The organism is Anaerosporobacter sp. (assembly GCF_031551385.1).
Classification (GTDB): Bacteria; Bacillota; Clostridia; order Lachnospirales; family Lachnospiraceae; genus Anaerosporobacter.
In genome coordinates this window covers 23,810-48,090 of the sequence record NZ_JAVBNS010000186.1, presented here as the reverse complement: position 1 = coordinate 48,090, position 24,281 = coordinate 23,810, and the positions used below count along the sequence as shown (strand labels likewise).

The 24,281-nt window shown below is 35.5% G+C and carries 20 protein-coding genes; 1 reads left to right on the top strand and 19 read right to left on the bottom strand.

All coding sequences use genetic code 11. The features are described from left to right. The 16 genes from RMR19_RS14785 to RMR19_RS14705 form a co-directional block, all read right to left on the bottom strand. On the bottom strand, window positions 1-1,506 hold a 1,506-nt coding region (locus tag RMR19_RS14785; RefSeq protein ID WP_310604264.1), incomplete at its 3' end, for a glycoside hydrolase. Beyond that, window positions 1,496-3,322: a glycosyltransferase gene (locus tag RMR19_RS14780; RefSeq protein ID WP_310604263.1), complete on the bottom strand. Its 1,827-nt coding sequence runs from the start codon at window positions 3,320-3,322 to the stop codon at window positions 1,496-1,498. The genes RMR19_RS14780 and RMR19_RS14785, both read right to left, overlap by 11 nt. Beyond that, window positions 3,319-6,717: a polysaccharide deacetylase family protein gene (locus RMR19_RS14775; RefSeq protein ID WP_310604262.1), complete on the bottom strand. Its 3,399-nt coding sequence runs from the start codon at window positions 6,715-6,717 to the stop codon at window positions 3,319-3,321. The genes RMR19_RS14780 and RMR19_RS14775 overlap by 4 nt, the downstream gene beginning before the upstream one ends. A gap of 9 nt (window positions 6,718-6,726) precedes the next feature. Then, on the bottom strand, window positions 6,727-8,058 hold the full coding sequence (locus tag RMR19_RS14770; RefSeq protein ID WP_331654749.1) for a nucleotide sugar dehydrogenase: 1,332 nt from the start codon (window positions 8,056-8,058) through the stop codon (window positions 6,727-6,729). 663 nt (window positions 8,059-8,721) lie between these two features. Then, on the bottom strand, window positions 8,722-9,432 hold the full coding sequence (locus RMR19_RS14760) for a hypothetical protein (protein ID WP_310604261.1): 711 nt from the start codon (window positions 9,430-9,432) through the stop codon (window positions 8,722-8,724). A gap of 12 nt (window positions 9,433-9,444) precedes the next feature. Then, on the bottom strand, window positions 9,445-9,948 hold the full coding sequence (locus RMR19_RS14755) for a hypothetical protein (RefSeq protein WP_310604260.1): 504 nt from the start codon (window positions 9,946-9,948) through the stop codon (window positions 9,445-9,447). 137 nt (window positions 9,949-10,085) lie between these two features. Next, entirely contained in the window at window positions 10,086-11,936 is a 1,851-nt protein-coding gene (locus RMR19_RS14750; RefSeq protein WP_310604259.1) for an ABC transporter ATP-binding protein, read from the bottom strand. After that, window positions 11,933-13,876, bottom strand: a complete 1,944-nt coding sequence (locus RMR19_RS14745) for an ABC transporter ATP-binding protein (protein ID WP_310604258.1) — start codon at window positions 13,874-13,876, stop codon at window positions 11,933-11,935. Before RMR19_RS14745 ends, RMR19_RS14750 begins: the two co-directional genes overlap by 4 nt. Before the next feature lie 95 nt (window positions 13,877-13,971). After that, window positions 13,972-14,667 (bottom strand): sensor histidine kinase, encoded by a 696-nt coding sequence (locus RMR19_RS14740; protein ID WP_310604257.1) that lies wholly within the window; start codon window positions 14,665-14,667, stop codon window positions 13,972-13,974. 70 nt (window positions 14,668-14,737) lie between these two features. Continuing rightward, window positions 14,738-15,451: a LytR/AlgR family response regulator transcription factor gene (locus RMR19_RS14735; protein ID WP_310604256.1), complete on the bottom strand. Its 714-nt coding sequence runs from the start codon at window positions 15,449-15,451 to the stop codon at window positions 14,738-14,740. A gap of 50 nt (window positions 15,452-15,501) precedes the next feature. Then, entirely contained in the window at window positions 15,502-15,690 is a 189-nt protein-coding gene (locus tag RMR19_RS14730; RefSeq protein ID WP_310604255.1) for a helix-turn-helix domain-containing protein, read from the bottom strand. Window positions 15,691-15,765: 75 nt separating this feature from the next. Continuing rightward, window positions 15,766-16,608 carry a formate/nitrite transporter family protein gene (locus RMR19_RS14725; protein ID WP_310604254.1) on the bottom strand — a complete coding sequence of 281 codons (843 nt, stop codon included), beginning with the start codon at window positions 16,606-16,608 and terminating at the stop codon, window positions 15,766-15,768. A 259-nt stretch (window positions 16,609-16,867) separates the two neighbouring features. Further along, entirely contained in the window at window positions 16,868-17,554 is a 687-nt protein-coding gene (locus tag RMR19_RS14720) for an ABC transporter ATP-binding protein (protein WP_310604253.1), read from the bottom strand. A 36-nt stretch (window positions 17,555-17,590) separates the two neighbouring features. Beyond that, complete coding sequence (locus tag RMR19_RS14715) at window positions 17,591-18,328, bottom strand: hypothetical protein (RefSeq protein ID WP_310604252.1); 738 nt, start codon at window positions 18,326-18,328, stop codon at window positions 17,591-17,593. 12 nt (window positions 18,329-18,340) lie between these two features. Next, a complete protein-coding gene (locus RMR19_RS14710; protein ID WP_310604251.1) occupies window positions 18,341-19,801 on the bottom strand; it encodes an ABC transporter permease in 1,461 nt (486 codons plus the stop codon). After that, window positions 19,798-21,618, bottom strand: a complete 1,821-nt coding sequence (locus tag RMR19_RS14705; RefSeq protein WP_310604250.1) for an efflux RND transporter periplasmic adaptor subunit — start codon at window positions 21,616-21,618, stop codon at window positions 19,798-19,800. Before RMR19_RS14705 ends, RMR19_RS14710 begins: the two co-directional genes overlap by 4 nt. 229 nt (window positions 21,619-21,847) lie before the next feature. Between RMR19_RS14705 and RMR19_RS14700 the strand changes: the two genes are divergently transcribed. Beyond that, entirely contained in the window at window positions 21,848-22,165 is a 318-nt protein-coding gene (locus RMR19_RS14700) for a hypothetical protein (protein ID WP_310604249.1), read from the top strand. Between the two features lie 240 nt (window positions 22,166-22,405). Here the strand turns inward: RMR19_RS14700 and RMR19_RS14695 are convergent, their stop codons facing one another. The 3 genes from RMR19_RS14695 to RMR19_RS14685 form a co-directional block, all read right to left on the bottom strand. Next, a complete protein-coding gene (locus RMR19_RS14695; protein ID WP_310604248.1) occupies window positions 22,406-22,660 on the bottom strand; it encodes a type II toxin-antitoxin system prevent-host-death family antitoxin in 255 nt (84 codons plus the stop codon). 263 nt (window positions 22,661-22,923) lie between these two features. Further along, on the bottom strand, window positions 22,924-23,589 hold the full coding sequence (locus RMR19_RS14690; protein WP_310604247.1) for a YoaK family protein: 666 nt from the start codon (window positions 23,587-23,589) through the stop codon (window positions 22,924-22,926). A 209-nt stretch (window positions 23,590-23,798) separates the two neighbouring features. Then, window positions 23,799-24,092: a DUF6809 family protein gene (locus RMR19_RS14685; protein WP_310604246.1), complete on the bottom strand. Its 294-nt coding sequence runs from the start codon at window positions 24,090-24,092 to the stop codon at window positions 23,799-23,801. Window positions 24,093-24,281 lie beyond the last annotated feature (189 nt).

Sequence of the window (24,281 nt, the reverse complement as noted above, 5' to 3'; positions counted from 1 at the left end):
ATATAGATTTCTCTGACTATATGCATCTTCCTCGCATGATGATTCTAGTAATAACGCACCTTCTCTTACTTGCTGTAATGTATCAACCGGGCTAAAATCTTGCTTATTCAATGTAACTTTAATTGTATCTCCAGCTAATCTAATATCTAATTCTCTTTTTGCTGAAGTAAACAATTGTATATTAGAAGTATCAATATCTTCTAAACACGCTAAATCTTCTTTCTTTAACACCAATTCCACGCCATTCGTGCTCTCTACAATTATCAATTCATTATTGCAAATCTGTACTTTCACATAATTTTGCAAAGGCTCATCTGCTCGAAGATAAATTCCCTGACCACCTAATACATTTCCTTGAAGCGTTACATGCAATTGAATGTCCTGATATGTCTCACTTTCTTTTAATTTTATTAAGCCTACATCGCTTGGAAGTGAGGTAACGGTAATCGACTCTTCGCTAAACTGCATTGCACCTTTTACTAATTCATATTGCTTGCTCTTCTTCACATCTCCAATTTCAAATGTTGTATCTTGCTTTGTATCATCCCATATTCTCATTAATAGATGATTGGAAGACCAGTATGCTTGCGGTTGCATTCTTGTCAAATCATAAAGGTCGCACTCCTTATTATTAACGCTGTATCCTTCCCTATTATAATTCATAGAAAACATTTCTTTTATTCGCTCTTCATTAACATCACTTACCTTTTGATTGTTTCCGAAGCGTTCCGTATTTGCATGCATTAGCACATGTAACACAGGTATGTCTCCAATGCCTTTTTTATAACTTTTCTCTAGTTGCTCATATTCCGTTGTAATACGATCCTTCATCTGGCGATATGTCTCTTTGGGAACTCCGTCTTCATCTCGTATATAATCCATTAGATAATGATTATATCTTCGATTCAACTCATTTCTAACTTTCACAAATTCATACGAGGATAGCTCACCAAGATAGTTATCTTCCTTGTCAAATACATTAATATACGATAGGCGATATCCATTCGTACCAAGTTCCCAGTACGTCTCTTTCTCTAACTTTTTCAAATCCTTTGCCTTTAAGAACTTCGCATCTTTACACGCAAGCTTATCTCCATAGGTAAGCATTGTTGCTTTTAAATTATATTTCTCCATTAATTTTCCTGCAAAGATTGCCGTTCCTGCATACCCATCTTCGAACATAAGAAAAAGAGCTTTCTCTGGTAACTTCTTCCCATTAAGATAATAATCTAATATATCTTGCTGTGTTATCGTTACATAACCATTTTTCTTTAAAGCTTCTATATGTTCTTCCAATTTCTGCGTTGTTATTGTTACATCATCGCCTGTTCTACTAACTCCAAAGTAGGATAATGCCACAAATCCATAGTCTTTCGACTGCTTATTCACCTCTTTATAAGGAGTATACTTACTTATCGATAACAAAGCTCGCAATAGCAGAAAAAGTAATAGAAGTAATACAATCCCCTGAAAAGTCCCACGAATTAATTTCCTTTTATCTTTCACCTATTCTCTTCCTACTTTCCCTTTTTTCATATACTAAAATATCACTTGGCGTCATACGTGTTCCCCATGTTGATTTCCAGAATGTTACCCATGCTATCGGCATTTGCCATAAGAGTACACCTTCATAGAATAAACAAAATGCAAGACCAAATAACCATGTAGTACTTTTTCTTAATAACAATTGCACCACGCTCATCATCATCGCCATCATTAGCATACCAACTAAAAATGTTGTAGGAAAAATGCCGAAGCGAAGCGGTGCGATAACGATGTTATAAACAACGATAATGGGCGCAAGTACCGGAACAAGTAATCCCATGTAGAAACTAACTGCCGCAAACGGTTCCTTTTTCCACATGAATTTACCTGCCATTAAAGACTCTCTTAGCCAAGAACGCTTCCATCTCATCTGCTGCTTTAGAAACACTTTATATTTGTTAGGAACGATTGTCGAACAAACCGCAGTATCTTGATATCCTGTTCTATATTTTTGTAATATAAAGTTTGTCATTGCACGGTCGTCTCCAAATGTCGCCTTCTGTCCTAAGAAGCTCTGACTTAGCCACGCCTCAATATTATCTTTCACATATTCCTTGCGATAGCAAGCAAGTGGCCCTGACAAACAGGTTACTGCATCAAAATATCCTTCTGCCGCTTTCATTATTCGAAATGCTATATAGTAACGAACAGACTGCATCTTTGTAAGTACATTTGTATATGTATTCGCCACATCGGTACGCCCAGCAACGCCTCCCATCTTAGGGTCTTTAAATGGCTGCACTAGATTTCTGATTGCATCAGGATTTAAGAAACTATCCGAGTCCACAAACACGACTAGTTCATGCTTCGCTTCTAATACTCCTTTTGCTAATGCCTCTCTCTTTCCTCCATTCTGCTCTTGTACAATATATCGCAATCGATTCGATATATCATATTCCTCACCTTCTTTGAAAAGCTGTTCAGCAATTTCCTTAATCTTCTCAACAGATTTATCATTGGAACAATCATCTACTACGATTACTTCTAACTTATTCATTGGATAACTCTGATTCATACAACTAAGTATTGTCTGCTGAATCCACTCTTCCTCATTGAAACACGGAATGATTATACTAACAGAAGGCGTATAATCTGGGTCCACTTTTACAGGGCGATAGAATGAGCCAAACAGATATCTTGTTAGTAAGAATGCTGCTGTAACAATACTATATAGATACAGCCATTTATTAAATTTGAAGTAAAGAACGCTTTCCGCTCTCATTAGCATAATAAACAACGTAATAAAAGCCAGTAAGATACACGATGCCACTAACGCATAATTTCCTCTCTTTTCTTTTGCTTTTTGCTTTAAATCTTTCCGAAATTTCAAAGCAATCATAGTTGTCTCTTCCTGTTCTACTTTACGCACAAAGTCCGCCTTTACGCGCATCTTCATCTCATACCCCTCTGGCATTGACCCTGGAGAAACTTGAAAATGTACTACTACATATTCCGACTCCTCCAAAGTTTTGATATCTTCTTCCCGTTTTAGCTGAACTAAAATACCACTTGTAGAAACATCAACCGCAACACCGTCTATTTTTTGCTTTCGAACTCCTTGCTTGTAACAGGTTATTGTAACAGGATACTGTACTATATATCTTGTTTTACTAATACTGTCCTCTTCCTCTACACTACTTCCCCGACGTTCCTTGCCAGAACGTATCTTCTTCGCGTCAGGAACGTTTGGTAATAGTCTTCTATCTTTTTTTGTTTCAATTAATATGTCTTCCACTTTTTTCTTTTTTCCTATCTCAATCACCTCTGTCATTCTCATCTTTCATTACCTAGATAATCACTTATTCTTGCAAAATGATATCCTTGTGATAAATAATATGGTATTACTATGTCAAGTGCCTCTGCTGTATATCTTGCCTCATCTGACATATGCATAACGATGATACTTCCATTTTCAATCTTGGAGACGTTCACATTTTCTTCTACGATTCCATTCTTCATTACCTCTACGATTTCATCAACACTCTTTGCTTCATAATCATGCGTTGAGAAATCTCCTGCTATAATTTGTGTTGCTCCTGCTTTAAAGATAGCCTCCATTCCTTTCTTGCTAACCGCAAGTGTTGGTGGACGCATAAATGTCTGCAAGGAAGGACGATTATTAATCAAGATATCCCCTACTATATGCTGCAAGATATCGTATGATTTAATAAAATCTTCTTGTAATTCATCTGCTTGCTTCTCATCAAGATTGCTATACACACCACGTTGCTCTGTCGCATTTGCTAATACCATATGGGAATTGGTATGACTTGCAACATCATGGCCTGCAAGCGCAATTGCACGAAGCAGGTTCGGATTCCCTTCTACATATTCTGTCCGGATAAAAAATGTCGCTTTTATATTATATTTATTCAAAACATACAATAATTTTGTGATTGCTGCATCACTTCCCCAATCATCAAAACTTAAAAACAATACTTTATCAGAAGTAAATCTTCCTGTTTTATCCAACTTCGTAATCTCTTCTTCCGTAAAGCCAGGCAAAGTGCCCATTGATGGTATAAAACCATTTCCTATATATCGCTTTGCTATATAATCTACCATAATCTCTGATAAAGCAACTTTGTCTCTTTGAATCTTGTTCTTCGTAATATCCAAGATACCAGATTCTTGCAGAGGATACTCATAGATACCATCGCCCTCTATAAGTTCACTTAATGTCTTAAACTCATATCCATCTTTTCGAATTCCCTTTTCTAGAAAGCCAATCACATCTATCTTTTCTCGCTTTATCTGGTCTAGCACATTTGCAATTACGGTAGAATCTTCATAATAATCCATACGAAAATGTGCAATATATCCTCTTGTTGCTGTTATATTTCCTTGATGAGAAATCGACTCCATAATATCTTCTTTTGTTGCCTCTTTTTCCACTTTTGAAGTTGCAACAGAAATATTCTGGCCAATTGTTTGACATTTTGTTGCTGCAATCGCTTCTAAAACTTCTTCTTGATAATCCACATCATAAGCATATCTTACAAGAGTTGCCTGTTGGCTATAGGTATCATTGATAAATTCTTGTATTGTTAGTATTGTTGTCGCCACTTCTGTATAGGAAGCCCCATCAGAATCCAACAGAAGAATCTGTAGCTCATGTCCTTCTTTCACAATCTTATCAATCATCTCTTTGGAATTCGTAATATCCTTTATAGAAATAAAAAATGTTGCATGTATGTCTATTTTTTTCAATTTTGCTACTACCTTCTTGGCAACATCTTGACGACTGATGCCTGAGAAACTATAGCCAACTACAAAATCGGTTGTATGTACGAAACGATTTACACTCGCTAACTTCCCTTTGTTTTGCTCTCTTAATTTTGCTACTTTTTTTAGCAGTTCTTTTTCTTTTTTTATGTCTTTTTCTTTATTTTCATCTTTATTTTCATTCTTATCTTTATTTTCATTCTTATCTTTACTTTCATTCTTATCGTTATTCTCTGTAGTTGAATTCTTTTCTGTACCCTTTGATGTGTCTTTTGCAGAATTCTTATCCGATTTTGTTGTTTGATTTTCTGTTTTGTTACTATTTTTCACTGTAGCTGCTGTATTCTTTGTTTCTGTATTCTTTGTTTCAGTTTGCTGTGCTGTATTCAATCGTATGTTTTGCAATAATACACTTACCATATCCACGGAATGTTTGCTTTCCTCTATGCTCTGTGCTAATGTATTAAGAATCTCTGTAAACTGTGTGCAATATCCCATTGGCAGATACATAATATCCCCTGTTTGCAATGGTACAACAAAATACTCCTTCGCTTGCTTCGCATTGATATCCTTTGACGTAATTGGATATTTGTTATATGTCACAATTGTATAGTCTAACAGTTTTGCAATTTTTCTTATTGTTTCATTACTTTTCCCATAAGCAGGCATACACAGTTTTGCCTTTATCCCTACCTTTTCTGTTAGCAATGTGTCGCATCTCATAATTTCATAGTAAGCTTCCCCTACGCTCATCTGTGTAATATCTTTTCCAGTCAACCCTCCATTGCCAATCTCATTTCCTCGCTTAACAATCTTTGCAATTCTCTCCGGATACTTAATAACCTCTTCTCCTGTAACAAAGAATGTTGCTCTATAATCATACTCTTTGAGAAATGCTAATGTTGTCTCAAACTGCTCTTCATCCTCTATCCCTCGAAACACGAGTCCCACTTTTCCTGCACTGTTTGGTATTGATTTGTATTCTTTTGCTTCCTCTCCTAACTCTTGTGACACTATACTATAATCTTGCTCCAACGATTTATCATAATAGTTCTCCAAATCTTTACATAGTACAGTATCTATCTTTTCTTCCTCGATTGCTTGCAATATCCATTCTATAATCTGTACAATTCTCTCTTCCTTTGAGCCTTCAAGTACTTTCGCTTCCTCTAATTGTGCCTGCATATCCTTTGCTGGTTTTTCCTCATCAACAACTGGCTGATATTCTATCTCATCTAATTCTCCCTCAAGCCTAATTGTAAGAATTGCACCTTGGGGAAGTTTACGAATATAGCTCTGTACTTGTTCATAAGAAGTAAAACTTCGATAATTTAGGATATAATTACTCTTTACTACCTGCTCATTTCCACTTGCATATGCTGCTTGCAATACCTGATTAGTATATTGCGTTGCGGTACAATAGAGTAAATGTTGCTTGTTTTGATTGCTATATGTATTTAATATTCCATTTGTCCGCACAAAAGAATTCACCAGTTCTTCCATTGCTAATTTTTCCATAGAGCCTTCGCCATTAAGTCCATTACTTCCTATATTATGCCCTTCTCTTTCCAGTCTTTGTAACAATTCCGAATCCTCTGCTGCCAAAATTCCCGACATAAAAAATGTTGCCTTATCACCATAGGATGATAACAAAGCAAGAATTGTCTTATTCGTTTTACTATCTAATAGTCCAACAAAATTCAATGCTACAACATAATCTAATGTCTTTGTATCTGTTATCACAGTTGCATTATCACAATTATTCTCTATCTCTTTCCATGCTGAGTCAAATGTTTTTTCCTCATCATAACTCACATAACTCTGAACACTTTTACTTGCTGGTGATCCCTTTTTATTCTGAATATGTCCGCAAAAAAATCCCCCAAGCACTATCAGCAATAAGATTCCTACTACTGCTATAAACCATCTTATATTTCTCCACTTCATATTCTTCCCCTATAAACTCCAATACGAGTATCCATTCTTCTTCATTTCCTCTCGATCCATAATACTCTTCACATCAATAAACACCTTCTCTTCCGAAGTATCATTCTTAAATAAGCTGTCGTATGCTTCTACTTCTAACCTTTGAAATGCTTCATGTGCAACTGCTACAATAACACAGTCTACTTCCTTTACCTCATCTAATGGTACAAGCTTTATACCATATTCCATCTCTAATTCTTCCTCATTTGCCTCAGGGTCTACTATTACAGTCTGAATCTCAAATTCACGTAGTCTTGCAATAATATCTAGTACCCTTGTATTACGAATATCCGGACAGTTCTCCTTAAAGGTAACACCAAGAATGCAGACTCTTGAACCTTTTATACGTTTTCCTGCTTGTATCATCTGCTTTACGGTAATATCTGCAATAAATCTTCCCATGTCATTATTAATCTTGCGCCCAGCAGATATCAATGGCGAGTGATAGTTCATCTTCGATGCCTTGTATATAAAATAATACGGGTCTACCCCGATACAATGTCCACCTACTAATCCTGGTGTAAATCCTAGCGCATTCCATTTTGTATTCATCGCTTGAACTACCTCATATGTACAGATTCCCATACGTTCAAATACAACTGCCAACTCATTCATAAATGCTATATTGATATCTCGCTGTGCATTCTCTGCTAGTTTCGCCGCCTCTGCCACTTTAATTGAAGAAGCCCGATATACGCCCTCTTTCACTACAAGTTCATATACTTTGGCTATCTCTTCAAGTATCTCTTTATTTATTCCTGATACAATCTTTACAATGTTATGCACTCTATGTACAGGATCACCTGGATTAATTCGCTCTGGAGAATAGCCAACTCCAAAATCCTGACCACATATAAGCCCTGATACCTGTTCCAATATTGGTATGCATACATCTTCGGTAACTCCTGGATATACGGTTGATTCAAACACTACTACACTTCCCTTTTGTAGATGACGGCCTACTATTTCACATGCACCTTTTACTGGTGACAATTCAGGTGTCTTGTCTGATTTTACAGGAGTTGGAACTGCTACAATAAAGAATTTTACTTCTTGTAATTGCTTTTCATCATCTGCAAATTCAATACTACTTAGCTTTATCCTGCTATTTCCCACCTCCTTAGTCTCATCCATTCCTTGCCGATACTGCTCTATCTTCCTTTGGTTTATGTCAAACCCTATGACCTCCACCTTTTCCGCAAATGATACTGCCAAAGGTAATCCCACATAACCTAGTCCAATAATTGCCAACTTGTCTTTTTTGTTAATTAAGTTCTCATAGATTGTCATCTTTATACCCATGCATATCAAAAATCTTCCTATGATACCGCCCAAACACATATAGTTGAAAGAGCCTTTGGGTTGCATGTTCTCCTTTATATTTATTTTCTTTCAACTTCTTCTTATTGAGAAAAAACGCTTTCTAATTTATTCCTCAATAATACATTCTATTAGCACTATATTTAATTTATTCGTAGTATGGTGGGATTTTTTGATTTTGCATTGGGGGAAAATACTCTTGATGAAAAGGCTTCTATTACTAATCCTTATGATGGAACTGAATCTAATGAAGTGTTTTTCTTAAGCTATCCTAACGGTAATCCTTTCGTTATAAGGAATTAAATAATTAATACGTTCTTTTTATCTTACAGAAACACTTATATAAATAAAAACCTCAACTCAAATAGTGATAATAATATCATTCTATTTGAGTTGAGGCTTTTATTTATTACACTATTCTTTTGTTATCATGCAACCTCTTACTCGGAAGTATCAATTTCCTTACGATGTTGTAGATGTATTCCTATATGCCCAATTCCTAATATCACAGTAGAAATCATTAACCATATAACCTTTCTGTATATAGCAAGTAACTAGTACTTCTCCTATCTTTTCAAAACATACTAATATTTTATTTTCATTCTGTGAATCATAGTTCTGCGGTTGCTTCTTTGTCCATAGGTTTCAATACTCAATTTCCATCATAATCCACTTTTCAACTAATTCTCGTTCCTCGGTTTTCTCCAAGGTAAAACCAAAGCCTTGCCCATGGCATCTTCTGTATGATTTTCCGTTAATCGTGTACCTTATATTGTGCTCCACTAAATCTGGTCTTTTCGTTGCACAACCAGTACATTCATGTTTCCCGTCAGTCAAAGGAGTTAACATATTTTCAGGAAGATATTTTATTATATTGTCTTCACATGCAAAGTGACCCCCAAAAGGAAATACCTTACAGCCCTCTATCCCCATACTTATCTTACATATCTTTTCTTTGGTTCTACGAGAGGTGTAAGTAAGAATAAGGTTTGAATTAAAATTGTTAATCTCACTAGTGACGCTACAACCATTAGTTGTTAAAAAATTATCCATGCTAATAATCCACTCCCTAATTTCCTGCGGATGAGGATTAAGGAACAAATTGAAATTCAATTCTTTCACCCTTGCACTCTTATTGGCAAGCGGATAAAAATCACAGCGCATAAACTCTGCTTTTAAGTTATAGTAAGCAGTTTTCTTCTTTGTTTGAGCCTCAGCAAGAAGTTTCAGCCCAAGGGGCAGATAGGCATTATTCTCATGTTTTACATAAAAAGTTTCTATTTTTGTGAAATCAATTTCCTTTGATAAATCAACACCCTCAAATATAAAACCAAGTACTGACAGAATTTGAAACAACTCTGTTTTTCGTTAGTTTGGTATATTTATAAATGAATTATATTTTTCATTCTTATGGTCAAACGGCGTAAGTAAATCATTAACTGTTAAGAGTAGTTTATATTCTAGTTTTGTTTCCAGTTTGCCACGATAACCAAGGTTGAATAAAATAACAGCAAGGTCATTGATTACCGGAAAGCACTTATGAACAGAACCTTCACAACACACATGCATTAATCCATCAACGGAATCTGGTGCAAAATTTTTGCTAGTTTCTATATCTATTTTATCCTTATCTGCAACCAACTTGTCATATAGAATATATAAAAACTTACGAAATGCGGTTATTCCTGCGTTTAATTCTGTATCAGACAAGCCATATCTAAAATTCTCTGCTATAACAAAATCATCTGGTATATCCGAAACAACAATGGCTTTCATATAATTGCAGACGTCTGATAAATCTTTTTTCTCATTGTAGCTTCTTGCAGAAATTCCGTAATCACTTGACACCTGACTGATTGATTTTGATTCCATATGTTTCCTCATTTCATTTTCTTTTTTAGGACAATGACGCACTTTGAACTCGTCTCAAATAACGTATCTTAATGAGTTACTTCGTTATCTTCCTATGTTAATTTTAAACATGGCACGGTGTCAAAGTCAAGATGTTTTTAGGCATAATACTGCGCTTGCGCATACCACAACTCATAATATTTCCCCTGCTCCTCCCCAACAAGTTCACCATGACTTCCCCTCTGCACAATCTGCCCTTTATCAAACACAACGATATCATCACAAAACCGACAACTTGATAGTCGATGACTAATATAGATTGCCGTCTTGCTCGCGATAATTTTATTAAACTTTGAATAGATTTCATACTCTGCAATAGGGTCAAGTGCCGCCGTTGGTTCATCAAGAATCATAAATGGGGCATCCTTATAGAGGGCACGGGCAAGAGCAATTTTTTGCGCTTCTCCGCCAGAAACTTCAACTCCCTTTTCTTCAAAATCCTTATACATGTAAGTCTCAACACCACTTGGCATTTCAGCTAGACGTGTTCCAAATCCAGCTTCCTTTAGGCAATCTTTCACCTGAGATTTATCGTAATCCATACTTACCGCAACATTCTGAGCTAGGCTGAATGAGAATAGTTTAAAATCCTGAAACACAACGGAAAAAATACTCATATACTCATCATAATCATACTTTTTGATATCAATACCATTGAGTAGAATTTCACCTTCTGTAGGGTCATATAGTCGGCAAAGTAGTTTAATAAATGTTGTTTTTCCACTCCCATTCATCCCCACTACTGCAAGACGTTCCCCAATACGGATTTTCATACTGACATGACGTAGTGCATATTCATCAGATTCATGATATCGAAAGGACACATCACGGAATTCGATTTCATAATCATTATCTCCACCATCGCAGAATGCTCGTTTTTCAATAGGTAACGTCCCTTGGTACTTCTTGTTCGGTATATCAAGGAATTCAAATAACCCTTGCAGATGTGAACAATACACCCCATTATCTGTAAGAACGAACATGATATCTTGTATGCCTGTTCCTAGGCGTGTGAGAACACCTACATACTGAACAATGCTTCCAACACCAAATGCTCCAAAAAATGCTTTCAACACAACAAACAGATAACATAGTGCATTAAAGATATCCGTAACAAAACCCGCCAACAAGGAGCACATTGACATCTTGAATATATGGTTATCATCCTCTACATTGTGCTGTAAAAGCCTCTTTAATACACAATCAGCAATCAAGTTTTGCTCATACATTCTAACATCCTTGGCACGTTCTGGATTCATATATAAATCACGTCCAAAGAAGCTAAATGCCCGATTGAACCATACTGTTCCATTACTCCACTCTTCTAAAATCTCGTTTTCCTTACTATTCGCTTTGGAACTGCACCGTCCCCCAAGCAAGATACAGACAAACAATAAAGCAATCCAAAGTGGTGAATCCATCACACGATTTCCTGTTGCTTGTGTGAATAACGTCACTGTCATTAAAACAGATACTATAACAGTCGTTAACGCTGTCACAAGTCCAGTAATTCCCCACACTAACTGACCAAGACCATTCGCAAACATAAACAAATTCTCTTCTGCCTTTTTTCTTTGATGTTGGATTTCTGCATTTTCAATATCCACATAATCCATTGACATTTGCTTGTCTGTGAATATCTTACGGAAGAAACTCCACATCTGCGATTCCTTTTCGCTTGTTATTTTATCAATTATATTTCGTAGAACCGATGTTGCTAGGTTTATTAAGACAACAAAACAGACATACAAAATCAACATATTTATTCTACGCTGACTAGATATTTCATTAATAATCTGTGCAGAAAACCAGATAGATACAAATGGTTGAAGTGATACAACAAGTGCAGACAAGGCTTTCCCTTGAGCAAGTCCTGGACAATATTTATTTAAGATGCTCCAGCCTCGTGTGGTAATCTTTACACGCTCCCTTATCGTTAATTTTTTCATTCCTGCATCGCCCCCTCACCATTTGAATTCTGTTTACTATTTGAATTCTCTTTGCAGTTTGAACTTTCTTTGTAATTTACATTCTCTTTGTAATCTAAATCCACCTCATCACTCTGATGTTCACGATAATACTTTGCCTGTGTTTCAAACAAATCGTAATAGATTCCCTTTTGAGAAAGCAAACTTTCATGAGTTCCCTCTTCGATTAGCTTTCCATTGTCAATTAGCAGAATTCGATTACAAAAACGTGTGGAAGCAAGTCTGTGAGATATAAAAACAGAAGAATACTCCTGCATGATTTGGTTATAGGTTTCATAAAGCCTGCTCTCTGCTATAGGATCAAGTGCCGCCGTTGGTTCATCAAGAATCATTACTGGTGCAGATTTATACAATGCACGTGCAAGCAGTAATTTTTGTATTTCACCACCTGAGAACTCAACACCATCATCATAAATTGCTTTTCCAAACTCGCTCTTTGTACCTTTTGTAAGATAAGAAATCTTATCCCAAAGTCCTGCCTGATGTAAGCACAGTTCAACTCTTTTACTATCAATACATTCCGTAACTGTTTCTGCAACAATTTCTTCAATCGTCACGGGCATAATGGAAAACTGCTGAAATACCACTGAAAATAATCTATAATAACTACGGCGGTTGTATTCCTTTACATCAATTCCATCATACAGTACAACCCCTTCTGTAGGGTCAATTAATCCACAAATGAGCTTAACAAGTGTCGTCTTCCCTGCACCATTTAGCCCTACGATGGCAAGATGCTCCATTGGATTAATTGTTAGGTTAATATGTTGGAGCGTATCATGTTCTGCACCTTCATAACGATAGCTAACATTTTTTAGTTCAATCGTTTTAGGGCATTCCATAATGTTGTTTGTTTCAATGCCTCCATCTCTTGTATAATGTTCTGGATATTCAAGATAGTTGCGAAGATAATTAACTGCTAAGTTGATTCGATTTAATGTATTAACCTGTCCTAAAATTCCACCTAACCACATAGAGAAGCCAGTGATTACACCAAAGTACAGCACGAAATCTGCTACACCAATTTTTGATGACAACACAAGATATAAAAGATAGGCATAGGCAACACACTCACGAAGTAGTGACAATATACTATCAACGGCGGATACCTTAAAAACTTTTGCTGTAAAACGTCTGTACCAGCTTGCCAAGCCTTTCATATTACTATGATAAATCTTCTCAAACCATATAGACATATTGTAAAGCCTAATATCTTTTGCTGACCAGATATCGCCAGAGACATCATTGATATAATTCGTTCTTTGCTCATATCCTATCTTTTCTCTGTTGTTATCTGTCAACCATTGAACGATACGCTTGTTTAAAAAATAGCTGACTATCGTAGTCGCAATCAAAAATAGCACGACAAAAATATTCAGCTTCACAAGTATTCCAAAGTATACAAGAAACCCAAGTGCATTGGAAAGTAATGCAATACCAATATCATAAATCTGTGTCAACGGAGAATAGTGACCGTTACAACAGCCAAAACTTTCCGTTTGTAATTTCCGAAAATACTCCTTTTCCTGATTACAATAATCCGTCGTCAATCCTTTATTTGCAACTTTACATGTGTAAAACGTATTCATTCGAAACTTCTGAAAGGATATATATTTTTCAAAAAAGCGTTTCACTCCAAGTAAAACAGCCGTACTCAGCATAAATACCAATGTAGTAATAATTAGTTCCTCTACACTGCTTCCATTTGTAATTTTCTCAATCACAACCTTCGGCAAAAAGATTGCAAGTACTGGTAACATTACATTCACGACAACTGCCAGACCGCACCATAGAAGTAACAGGGGATAGCACTCTAATGTATTTTTCAGGCAAAAAAGAATATTTTTTGTGATAGAGTACTCTTTGGCATTTAATTCATTTGATAATTTCTTTGTTTTCAATTTACTCACCTCTTGCCGCTATCGTACCATAAACTACTATCATTAAGATAGTTTTTGCACGAATGGTAAAAATTCGAACACGAATGGATTTCTGTTTACAGTGGAAGCATAATCTCTGTTGCAAACACACCTTCTTCGTTCTGTCGATTGATGTAACCATCGTATTTATCAACAATTCGATCAACACGCATAAGTCCAAAGCCATGACCTGCACTGTCCTTTGTTGATAGATACGTCTTTCCTGATTTCTTAACTACTCCACGAACAGAGTTTGATACTGATATATATAGTTGCCCTTTTAACACACCGATAAATACACGGATGAATTGTTCGCTATTTTTATTATCTTTATTACTTTCATCATCTTCAGCTTGCTTCAAACATGCTTCCATCGCATTTTCAAGCAAATTGCCAATAATGGCGCAAAGGTCAATCTCAGATATTTTTAATTCTGCTGGCACAACTGCTTTCGCATTTACAGTAATATGTTTGGATTTAATCAGCGATAATTTGCTGTTTAGAATTGCATCGACCATGATATTTCCTGTTTTAATAACAGTATCAACCATTGTCAAATCGTCATTTAACTTGAGCAGATATTCACGTACCTGCTCCTCATTCCCAGATAGAGCTAGAAGTGTTTGGATGTGATTATGATAATCATGTCGCCAACCACGCATTGTTTTATAGATATTCTGTACTTCATCATAATGTTTTGTAATAAGGTCATTCTGGTATTCCACAATACGGCGTTCAATCATACGCCCAAAAAGTAGATTTGTAAATTTCATCTTAGTAACCTTGCCTTTCTAAACATGTTACAAATTTTATGCCTCAAACAACAATTTTGAGAATTTCTCTTCATATAATTTCTCTAAAATAGCGAATAAATGCTTGATTCACCATATTATAATTGTTTCGTGACAATGGAACTGTAATCCCATTATCAAGGATTATCTCTGTCTTTGAAATACTCTTGATATATCGAATTCCAACAATATAGGAACGATGGCAACGAATAAACTCATCCCCAAACATCTTCTCTATATCTGATATACTTGTTCTAATTTGAAATTCATCACTTGTTGTTGTAACAGTACATGAATGTGCAAATGCTTCTATTAAGACGATATTGCATACTTCAACACGTATCGTTTTACCACCAAGATTAAAAATCACGTGTTTTGCAAACTTTTGAAGATTCTGTGCCGCTTTATCAAGCACTCTCCATAATTTATCTGCTGGTACTGGTTTTATCAGATAATGCAGTGCTGATACCTCATAACCTTCGGCGATAAAATCAGGAAAACCCGTGATGAAAACAATCTGAATCGAATTATTTTCATCACGGATTTTCTTTGCAAGCTCTATGCCATCCATCTTTCCCATTTCAATATCAAGCAACAAAATATCATAATCCGTATTATCTGCATAATGAAAAAGAAACTCTTCTGCTGAAGTAAATGTTTTTATATTTACTTTATTATGTGATAGCTCTGCCCAATTAGATACCATCGTAGATATATAATCAGTATCTGCTTTACTATCATCGCAAATTGCAATACGAAAATTCATTTTGTTGCCTCACTTTCTTATGGTTTTTAGACAATTAGGAAACTCTTTTATTAAAAGAAAAACTCCTGTGGATCTTTGATTTGAAAAACCTTAATTAACTTCTCCATCTCTGGATATGTCCAGTCTAATTTCCCTTGTACTTTCTTTGTTAACGTCTGTTTACTGATTCCAAGGTTCTCTGCTAAGTCACCAAATGTCATATTATATTCTTCTAATAATTTTGCTATCTTTTCTTGCAAATCATATCTCCTGTTCTTGAACGATAGCACGGATTGCTACTTATTTCATGCACCCACAATCCTAGTATCATCACCTTATTTTAGCTTTTTCGATCTATGTAGTAAGAACATTGCTCCACTAAGAATAACTCCACCACCAACAATATTACCAATCGTTACTGGAACTATATTATGAAAAAATGCATTGGATACTGTCAATGAATTAATCTGTTCTGCTGTCAAATGATATGTTTCCTTTGCTATCTCAACATATTCACTGTTTCTTGCTGCAAGTAAACCTGCTGGTAAATAATACGCATTTGCGATACAATGCTCAAAACCTGAAATTACGAATACAAAGATAGGGAAGAAGATACCAAAGATTTTTCCTACTGCATCTTGTGCACAACCGCCAACTAAAATTGCACCTGCAACAAGAATATTACACAGGATACCAGATAAGAATCCTGGGAATGGTTCTACATTTGCCTTTGCAACTGCATTTTTAATTGTATATGCTCCTAATGCACCATGATTAAAATCAAATTGTCCTGAAAAATAGCACATCGCTGCAATAAATATCGCACCAATTATATTCGCTACCCAAACGATTGTAAGATTCTTTGCAACCTTTGACCATGTAACCTTCTTGTCCCAACCTGCCATAAACAATAGGCAGTTACCAGTAAACAATTGTCCACCAATAATAACAACTAACATTAATCCAACAGGGAATACAACACCTGCTACTGTTTTTGCAACACCTGGATCTGCAATATTATGAATTGCTAATAAACTTCCTTGTGCTCCAATCGCAATAAACATACCTGCAAGAAGTCCGTATATTACGACTTTCATAAATGAGTAATTTGCTTTGTGTGTGTAATCGTTAATTGCATTTTCAACGATTTCACTTTGCGTATAATAATTCTTTTCCATAATCTAACCTCTTTTTATTTTTTTATTTACTTCGTATTATTTTTATCTTGTTTCTGTTAATAACACACTATTCAACATTATAATAATCTATTTACAATTTAGCAAATATAAATCGAAGGAAATTACAGTATTTTTTGTTCTTTTTTTGAAACAAAAGCAAAATGTGCATTATTTTAAAAAAATCGGTGTATAAAACACTTCTTATAAGCGTTTCACACACCGATTTTTATTGAGTCCTTTATTGAATTTTTATTAACTTCTATGCTGTCATTCCATCTTCGAATAATTCTCCATCAATGATTCGAACAATTCGATCGGCATGTTCTGCTACTTTCAAATCATGTGTAATCATAATAATTGTATTTCCTAAATCATTTAATTTCTTAAACAATGCTAGTACTTCTTGACCTGTTTGTTGATCTAGAGCACCTGTTGGCTCATCAGCAAGTAAAATTGCTGGATTTCCAACTAGCGCTCTCGCAATTGCAACCCTTTGCTGCTGTCCACCAGAAAGTTCACTTGGTCTATGACTAAGACGATCCTCTAGTCCTAACATCTTCGTTGTTTCTTGGCATTCTTCTGTTGCCCATGCTAAGGTCTCTCCTCTTGTAAGAAGAGGCATTACAATATTTTGAAGCACTGTATATGTTGGTATTAAATGATATTTCTGAAAGATAAAACCGATCTCTTGATTACGGATACGATTCAGATGTTTTTCCTTTGCATCATGTATTGCAATATCATTCAAGAAGTATTCTCCAGAATCAAAGTGATCCATACAACCAATCATGTTCATGAGCGTTGATTTTCCTGAACCTGATGGACCTAATATGGCAACATACTCTCCTTTCTCTACAGTAAGACTTACATCCTTTAGAATTTTCAACGATTCACTGCCCATTTGGTAGCTCTTGCATATATTTTTCATTTCGATTACTGTACTCATACTATTCTTTCCTTTCCAAATGGTTTTCTGTTACTTCTATCCAACAATATAAATCGCAACAATAACCTCTTCACCTGCTTCATTTGTCTCAACAACAACTTTTAACGTATTATCAATTGCAATTCTTGAGAATGTAGAAACTGTTCCAAGTAGGGTTGTTACAGGTGTTCCTACTGGTATTAGCATTGTCTTCTCTTCTCCTGTTAGCGTATACATCACTCGTGATTGTTTGCTGCTATCTTCTGTGTTAGAGGAACTTGATTTCCCACCTTTACTTGAGCTACTATCTGAACTGCTGTCCGTATCTTGACCTGGGAAACCATCTGGCATGTTGCCACTTGGCATTTCTCCGCTTGGCATTTGTCCGCTTGGCATTCCTCCACTTGACATCTCACCATTAACAGAGCTATCACTGTTTGGTATTCCTCCATTTGGCATCTGTCTATCTTCTTGTGAAGTACTTCCTTCAGAATTCTGCGCTGTGTCTGCTCCTTCTGACGTATTCGAACTACTATTTTCCGAAATACTCTCACTTCCCGACGTACTCTCTCTATTTCCACGTCCACCTTGCATACTACTTAAATCTACTTCTTCCGCAAGTGCTAATGTAATCTCATTTCCATTAATTGTGGATACTTGTGCAATTAGTAATGTTTGATTGTCAGCCAACTTTAAATCACCATCAATTGCTGCATTCGTCGTACTGCTGTCTTTTCCACAACCTGCTAACGTTACAGCTAAAATTAATAACATACTTATGACTTTCTTACGCATCCCTTCTTCCTCCTATTCTTCTGTCAAAGCTTCAATTGGAACTAAAGATGCTGCTTTTAATGCTGGATAGAAGCCGAATACTGTACCTGTAGCAACTGCGAACAGAATCGCAATTACACTTCCTGCAGCGGATGCTACTACACTTACACCATAATGCTGTGCAATTGGCAGAATAATGAAACTAACCGCAACTCCTGTCACACCACCGAACACGCTAATCATACTTGCTTCTAGTAAGAATTCAATTAAGATATCTTTCTTGGAACAACCAATTGCTTTTAAGATACCAATTTCTTTCGTTCGTTCCTTTACCGATACAAACAAAACATTCATAATACCAATTCCACCAACAACAAATACAATTCCAGCCATCACTACTAATAACATCGTCAATGTACTATTTGATTTTGATGCTGCTTCCATTTTGCTCCCTGCATCACTAATTGTAAATGTTGTGTTTGGATATGATTCTGCAAGTACTGTTTCAATATTCGTTTTCACTACATCTACATTATTCACATCTGATGCAATTACGGTAATCGTTGGGCTAACATCTGTACCTGTTATGTATTTGATACCTGTATTATATGGAATAAAGATAGAATCATCCGGGCTAATTCCCGAAGACACCGAACCCATCTTATCTAAAACACCATTAACAACGTATGGTCTTCCATCTATATAGATTGTGCTATCGTAGGCATCTATGGCTGATCCAAATATTTCTTCCGCTACTGCATATCCAAGTATACATACTTTTTCTTTGTTTTCATCATTGCTATCTGTAATAAAATCACCAATCTGCATCGACAAATTACTTATACTTGCATAAGCATTCTTTACTCCTGCAATTGTGTAGGTTGTGTCTTCCTCTAAGTCACCACCTGTAACCGTTGTTTTTGAACTAAATGAAATAGATACCGCATCAATGTCTGGAACAAACACCTCAATGTCTTCGGCGTCTTCTTCCGATAATGTTACTTTCTCTTTGTTTAACATTGCATCTACGCCTGAATTCGAACCACCAATCGTAAATCCTCCAGAAAACGGATTTTGACCGCCACTCATACCTCCACTAGAGAAATCAGGTCTTGTCATCTCTCCTGAACTGCCTGAGGAACTTGATGAGTTTCCTTGACTACTAGAACTACCCGAAGGCATTGATGGCATACTTCCCATGTCTGGCATGCTTCCCATACTTGGCATACCACCCATGCTCATTCCACCACTGGAACTTTCGCTTGAACTACTACTTCCTTTATTTCCTGTATTCGAAGTAAAGGAAATATCTATCGAGCCTGCATTCAAATTTTTGAACTGATTTGCAACCTCTTGTTGACCACCTTTTCCTACAGCTATAACCATTACAATCGTTGCTGCTCCAATAATGATACCAACTGAGGTTAAAAGCACTTTAAATTTATTCTGAACAATATTTAGCCATACAATCCTAAATAATTCGCTTAACCTCAATTTGACTTCACCTGACTTTCAATTAATACTGTCTCACCTTCTGTTACTCCACTAAGAATCTCCACATTGTTACCATCAGAAAATCCAGTTGTTACTTCTTCTTTTCTAATTGTTCCATCGGAATCTTTTACTTTTACATAAGACTTCGTACCATCATTTATAATCGTTTTATTCGACACATATAATACATCTTGCATTTCTTTCGTTACAAATGTTACATCAGCACTCATACCTGAATAGATTGCAGATACATCACCTGTTAATGTTACAACTACTGGATAAGTAACTGTAGAAGAGTTATCCGAAGATGCTGTTGTTGAAATGCTTGATACAACTGCTGTATATGTTATGCCTGCATATGCAGTTAAATCTACATTTACTTCATCATTTACAGCGATAGAAGCGATATCTTCTTGGTCTACTGATACCGTTATTGTAACTTCTGTAGCATCTGCAATTGTTACAATTGATGTTGAAGAAGATATACTATCTCCTACTGCATAACCAACTGCAGTTACTAAGCCTGAACAATTTGCTACAATCTTTCCGTCCACTACTAATGCATTAAAGTTTTCAAGTTGTTCTGTTGCTGTTTCTAATGTTTCTGTTGCTGTTGTCACTTCATCATCAATACCATCTAAATCAATATCATGTAATGTAGATGCATTATTTGCTGTCACTAATGCAGCATCTAATGTTGCTTGTGCGTCTAGTTTTCCTTTCTTTTGGTTTGTTACTGCTTCATCATATGAAAGCTGTACACTGTTTAACTGATTCTGTAATTTCTCTAATTCTGACTTTGCTTGTGCAAGTGCTGACTCATATTTTTCATATGCTTGATCGTATGACTGCTCTGCTGCTGCTAATTCTTGTTCCGCTTGTTGAAGCTGTGTTTTGTAAGTTTCTAACTCACTTGTTCCAGACGTATTACCCGATATTTCATCAGACTGCTCTACTTTTGTTTCTACTGATGTTGATGCAGCACTTGATGACTCAAGCTTCTCTACCTTCGCTGTCAATGTGTCCACTGTTTTTTGCTTTGTTTTCACAGCTTTTTTAAGTGTATCAATTTTATAGTCTGTATAATATGTATCATTACTTATTGCCTTTTTATACGAAGCAATGCTTTCCTTTGTATTTGTTAATTCGCGTTGTGCACTTGTTACGCTATTTGCTAACTTCTTAATTGTATTGTTATATGTCTCCTGCGCTAATTCTGATTGGGAAGAATTCGACTTGTACTCACTATCTGCAGTTGTTTTTGTTAATGTACGATTTATCTCTGCTTGTTGAAGTGCTAATTCTGCACTTGTTACTGCTTGCTCTAGATATGTCTTTACTGAATTATAACTTTCATCTGTTACTTTAAGAATTGCATCACCTTCTGTAACCGAATCACTTGCTGATACATAGATTTCTTCCACTTCTAAGGAAGGCATTGTTGTTGATGTGCTTGAAGAACTACTTGAGCTTGAACCTGTACTTGCACCACCCATCATATTCGATTGACTTGAGCTACTTGAACTAGAACTTGTACTGCTGCTTGTTGCTGTAATATCATAATCTACCGTTTGCGTTCCAAGTACTGTGTTACCACTCTCTGTAATGCCTACTGTTAGATTTCCTTTTGTTGCAGTTGTTTCTTTATAAACAGTTTCTGTTGCCGCTTCTGATTTACTATTTAAGTTAATCGCAACCGTTCCTATTGCTAAAACACCTACACACGCAAAGATGATAATAACTTTTTTCTTGCCAAACTTGCCTTTGCTCTTTACTTTCACTCTGGTACCTTCCTTATTTGGCTCTTTCTTCTTCATAAACTTCTTACTACCTCCTTGATTATTTAAATCATAATATTTGTTCTTGATAGCTATATGGTAACCGAAGTTTGTGATTGTTTGGTGTAGGATATGTGAAAATTATTTGAAAAATGTATGAACTGGTCATTTTATATCTTCACACTATCTTTTCAATATTTTGTCGATTTGTAGTGCCAAAAAAGTTTTTATGGAATATTATGTACTATAACCAGAAGGAGTTGATGTTATGTATAACAAAGAGGCATTATTAGAATTATTAGATGGAGCATCAGAAGAAGAAGTACTACAAGTCTTAAAAGACAACTACAATATCTCTTGGGATTTTAGAAATGGAACATGTAAATCATGGTACGCAAAAGTTTTCACTTATTGCAACGCTGACCAACTTGAAGACCAATTGAACTTTTTCTTATGGCTAGTTAATTTCTTTGCACCTATCTTCCATGTTTGCTTCAAAGAAGAAGACACTGTTTTCTTAGGCTGTAGCTGCCCTTGTGGACGTAAACAAGTAGTTTTATATTATTCACTTACTCGTAATGATTAATTACTGTTTATAAGCTAAGTTGTCATAGATAGAATATTATAGGTAAAAATGCTGCGCCCCACATAACAATATGTTTTTGTGGATGCGCAGCATTCTTTTATTGAGGGGAGGTAGACTGTTTCCTATTCATTCCAATAATCAGTTGAATCCTGAGATGTTGTCGTAATACCAAATAACTTATATATAAAATCTTCTCTGTCATCAAACATCTCCACAATAATTATTTTGTTTTGTTCAATTCTATACCCCCAATTCTGCTTCTAACTCATCTGCAGATATGGTTCCTTCTTCCCGAATAGAAATTTCCGCTTCGTTTAATTTATTCATAAGTTGGTACAGTGCTTTCTGTTTGTCTAACTCATCAAGTTCTTTCATATCTATAATAGCACACTGTCCATGCCCATTACGAGTAAGATAAACTCTATTACCATATGCAACTTCATTTATTACTGCTGTATAATTTCTCAAATCTGATATAGGCTTTATATTTGGCATATCAATTCCTCCATCCATAATATAATTATTTTATTTCTCTGTAATAACTATATTATACACATGCATCACAAATTATACAACATATTCGCATGTGAATTTGCAGCTTTTATATAAATGCTTTTGCCATCGAAAGTGATATATTAAATTAGAAATATTGTTTTTCATACCCTATGTGGTAATAAGGTTAAGGACTTTATTGTAGATATTGAGGGTGCAGAAGGAAGAGAAGCTCAATAAAAAAATATACGGTAACAAGTGGTCATCTAAGCTTGCTTACGAAACATAAGTAAAAATACACTTCCCAAACCAATGCACGAAAGTGCAATTGCTTTTGTTCCAATAACATTTGCCATTATCGCTCCAACTGCTGCCCCTATAATAAATAGAAGTATTATCACCAAATACTGAAGACTGCTTGATAATGCATCTCTGTCTTTTGTATGTATATATTTATATAAGCATTCCATTGCACTTCGCAGATTTCCAGTGCACATTGTAGTTGCTATCGCATTTCCATTAAATTTACGGAAAGTTTGCACTTGTAAGGAGCATACAAACGATACCATTACATTGACAACAGTATCATGCCAGCCTCCTTTTGGTATAAACGTAATTCCTAAGATGACAATGATCTCAAATGCAATGATAATCTGTCTCCAGTGAATTGCATCTTTGTCTCTATATCCTTCCCTTATTATCTCTGCGATAAATACTCCTATCACAAATGCAACAATAGGAATCAGATACTTTACACTTCCAAGTAATCTCCCCTCTGCTATTCGTACTCCAAACAATACGATATTTCCTGTTTGTGCGTTCGCAAATACACCGCCTCTGCAAATATATGTATAGGCATCAAGGAACCCTCCAACACAGGCAAGTATTAATCCTACAATCATTTTTTCTGACATTTGTTTGCTGTTATTCATAGTTTCACTTCTTTCATTGTATGTTTCATTTTATTCAATTCATAATTATATACGTTTTTCCATCTCTAGACAACAATATTTATAACAAAACTAATCTTCTAACAGTTCCATCTGATTTTATTTCTTGTTTTGAATAAAAGAAAAGCAACCGTTTCTATGACAGATTGCTTCCATTTTACATATTCAATTTTAAATTCTAACTATAATTGTTATATGAATTCCGACAGTTCTGCTATAAGCTTTACCGCATCATGAAAACCTTGTCTATAAGCAACATTACCATATGCTGCACCACAAGCATTATTTGCAGAAATAACATTTTCAACTTTCTTTTTCTGTTTCTTGCTTAGTTTCACCTTTTCCAACTTTTTATACATAATATCTTCTTCCCGAACAGCCTTTTGATAATCCTTATCTGTATTCAATGTTAATTCCAAAGCATGGCTTAATCTATCGGAAAAAAGTTTTTCTAATAAGGTATCATCTATTATTTTTCTATTCATTTTCAGATACACATATATTGTGTGATATTAAAAAACTAATATCACACAATATAGGTCAACCTCCTTTTTCTAATCTACTCACACAATCACACTTACTATTATAATATGACGCCACAATGCCGTCAATAAATATTTTGCCGTCATTTAGGCATTATAATAAAGTCATACTATTTTATTAAAAGGGGGAAC

Coding starts and splice junctions, on each gene's coding strand:
- RMR19_RS14735 (WP_310604256.1), bottom strand. CDS start 15,451: ATGAATTTTCGTATTGCAATTTGCGATGATAGTAAAGCAGATACTGAT.
- RMR19_RS14715 (WP_310604252.1), bottom strand. CDS start 18,328: ATGCGTAAGAAAGTCATAAGTATGTTATTAATTTTAGCTGTAACGTTA.
- RMR19_RS14700 (WP_310604249.1), top strand. CDS start 21,848: ATGTATAACAAAGAGGCATTATTAGAATTATTAGATGGAGCATCAGAA.
- RMR19_RS14770 (WP_331654749.1), bottom strand. CDS start 8,058: ATGGGTATAAAGATGACAATCTATGAGAACTTAATTAACAAAAAAGAC.
- RMR19_RS14780 (WP_310604263.1), bottom strand. CDS start 3,322: ATGAGAATGACAGAGGTGATTGAGATAGGAAAAAAGAAAAAAGTGGAA.
- RMR19_RS14720 (WP_310604253.1), bottom strand. CDS start 17,554: ATGAGTACAGTAATCGAAATGAAAAATATATGCAAGAGCTACCAAATG.
- RMR19_RS14755 (WP_310604260.1), bottom strand. CDS start 9,948: ATGGAATCAAAATCAATCAGTCAGGTGTCAAGTGATTACGGAATTTCT.
- RMR19_RS14740 (WP_310604257.1), bottom strand. CDS start 14,667: ATGAAATTTACAAATCTACTTTTTGGGCGTATGATTGAACGCCGTATT.
- RMR19_RS14725 (WP_310604254.1), bottom strand. CDS start 16,608: ATGGAAAAGAATTATTATACGCAAAGTGAAATCGTTGAAAATGCAATT.
- RMR19_RS14775 (WP_310604262.1), bottom strand. CDS start 6,717: ATGAAGTGGAGAAATATAAGATGGTTTATAGCAGTAGTAGGAATCTTA.
- RMR19_RS14695 (WP_310604248.1), bottom strand. CDS start 22,660: ATGCCAAATATAAAGCCTATATCAGATTTGAGAAATTATACAGCAGTA.
- RMR19_RS14750 (WP_310604259.1), bottom strand. CDS start 11,936: ATGAAAAAATTAACGATAAGGGAGCGTGTAAAGATTACCACACGAGGC.
- RMR19_RS14690 (WP_310604247.1), bottom strand. CDS start 23,589: ATGAATAACAGCAAACAAATGTCAGAAAAAATGATTGTAGGATTAATA.
- RMR19_RS14685 (WP_310604246.1), bottom strand. CDS start 24,092: ATGAATAGAAAAATAATAGATGATACCTTATTAGAAAAACTTTTTTCC.
- RMR19_RS14705 (WP_310604250.1), bottom strand. CDS start 21,618: ATGAAGAAGAAAGAGCCAAATAAGGAAGGTACCAGAGTGAAAGTAAAG.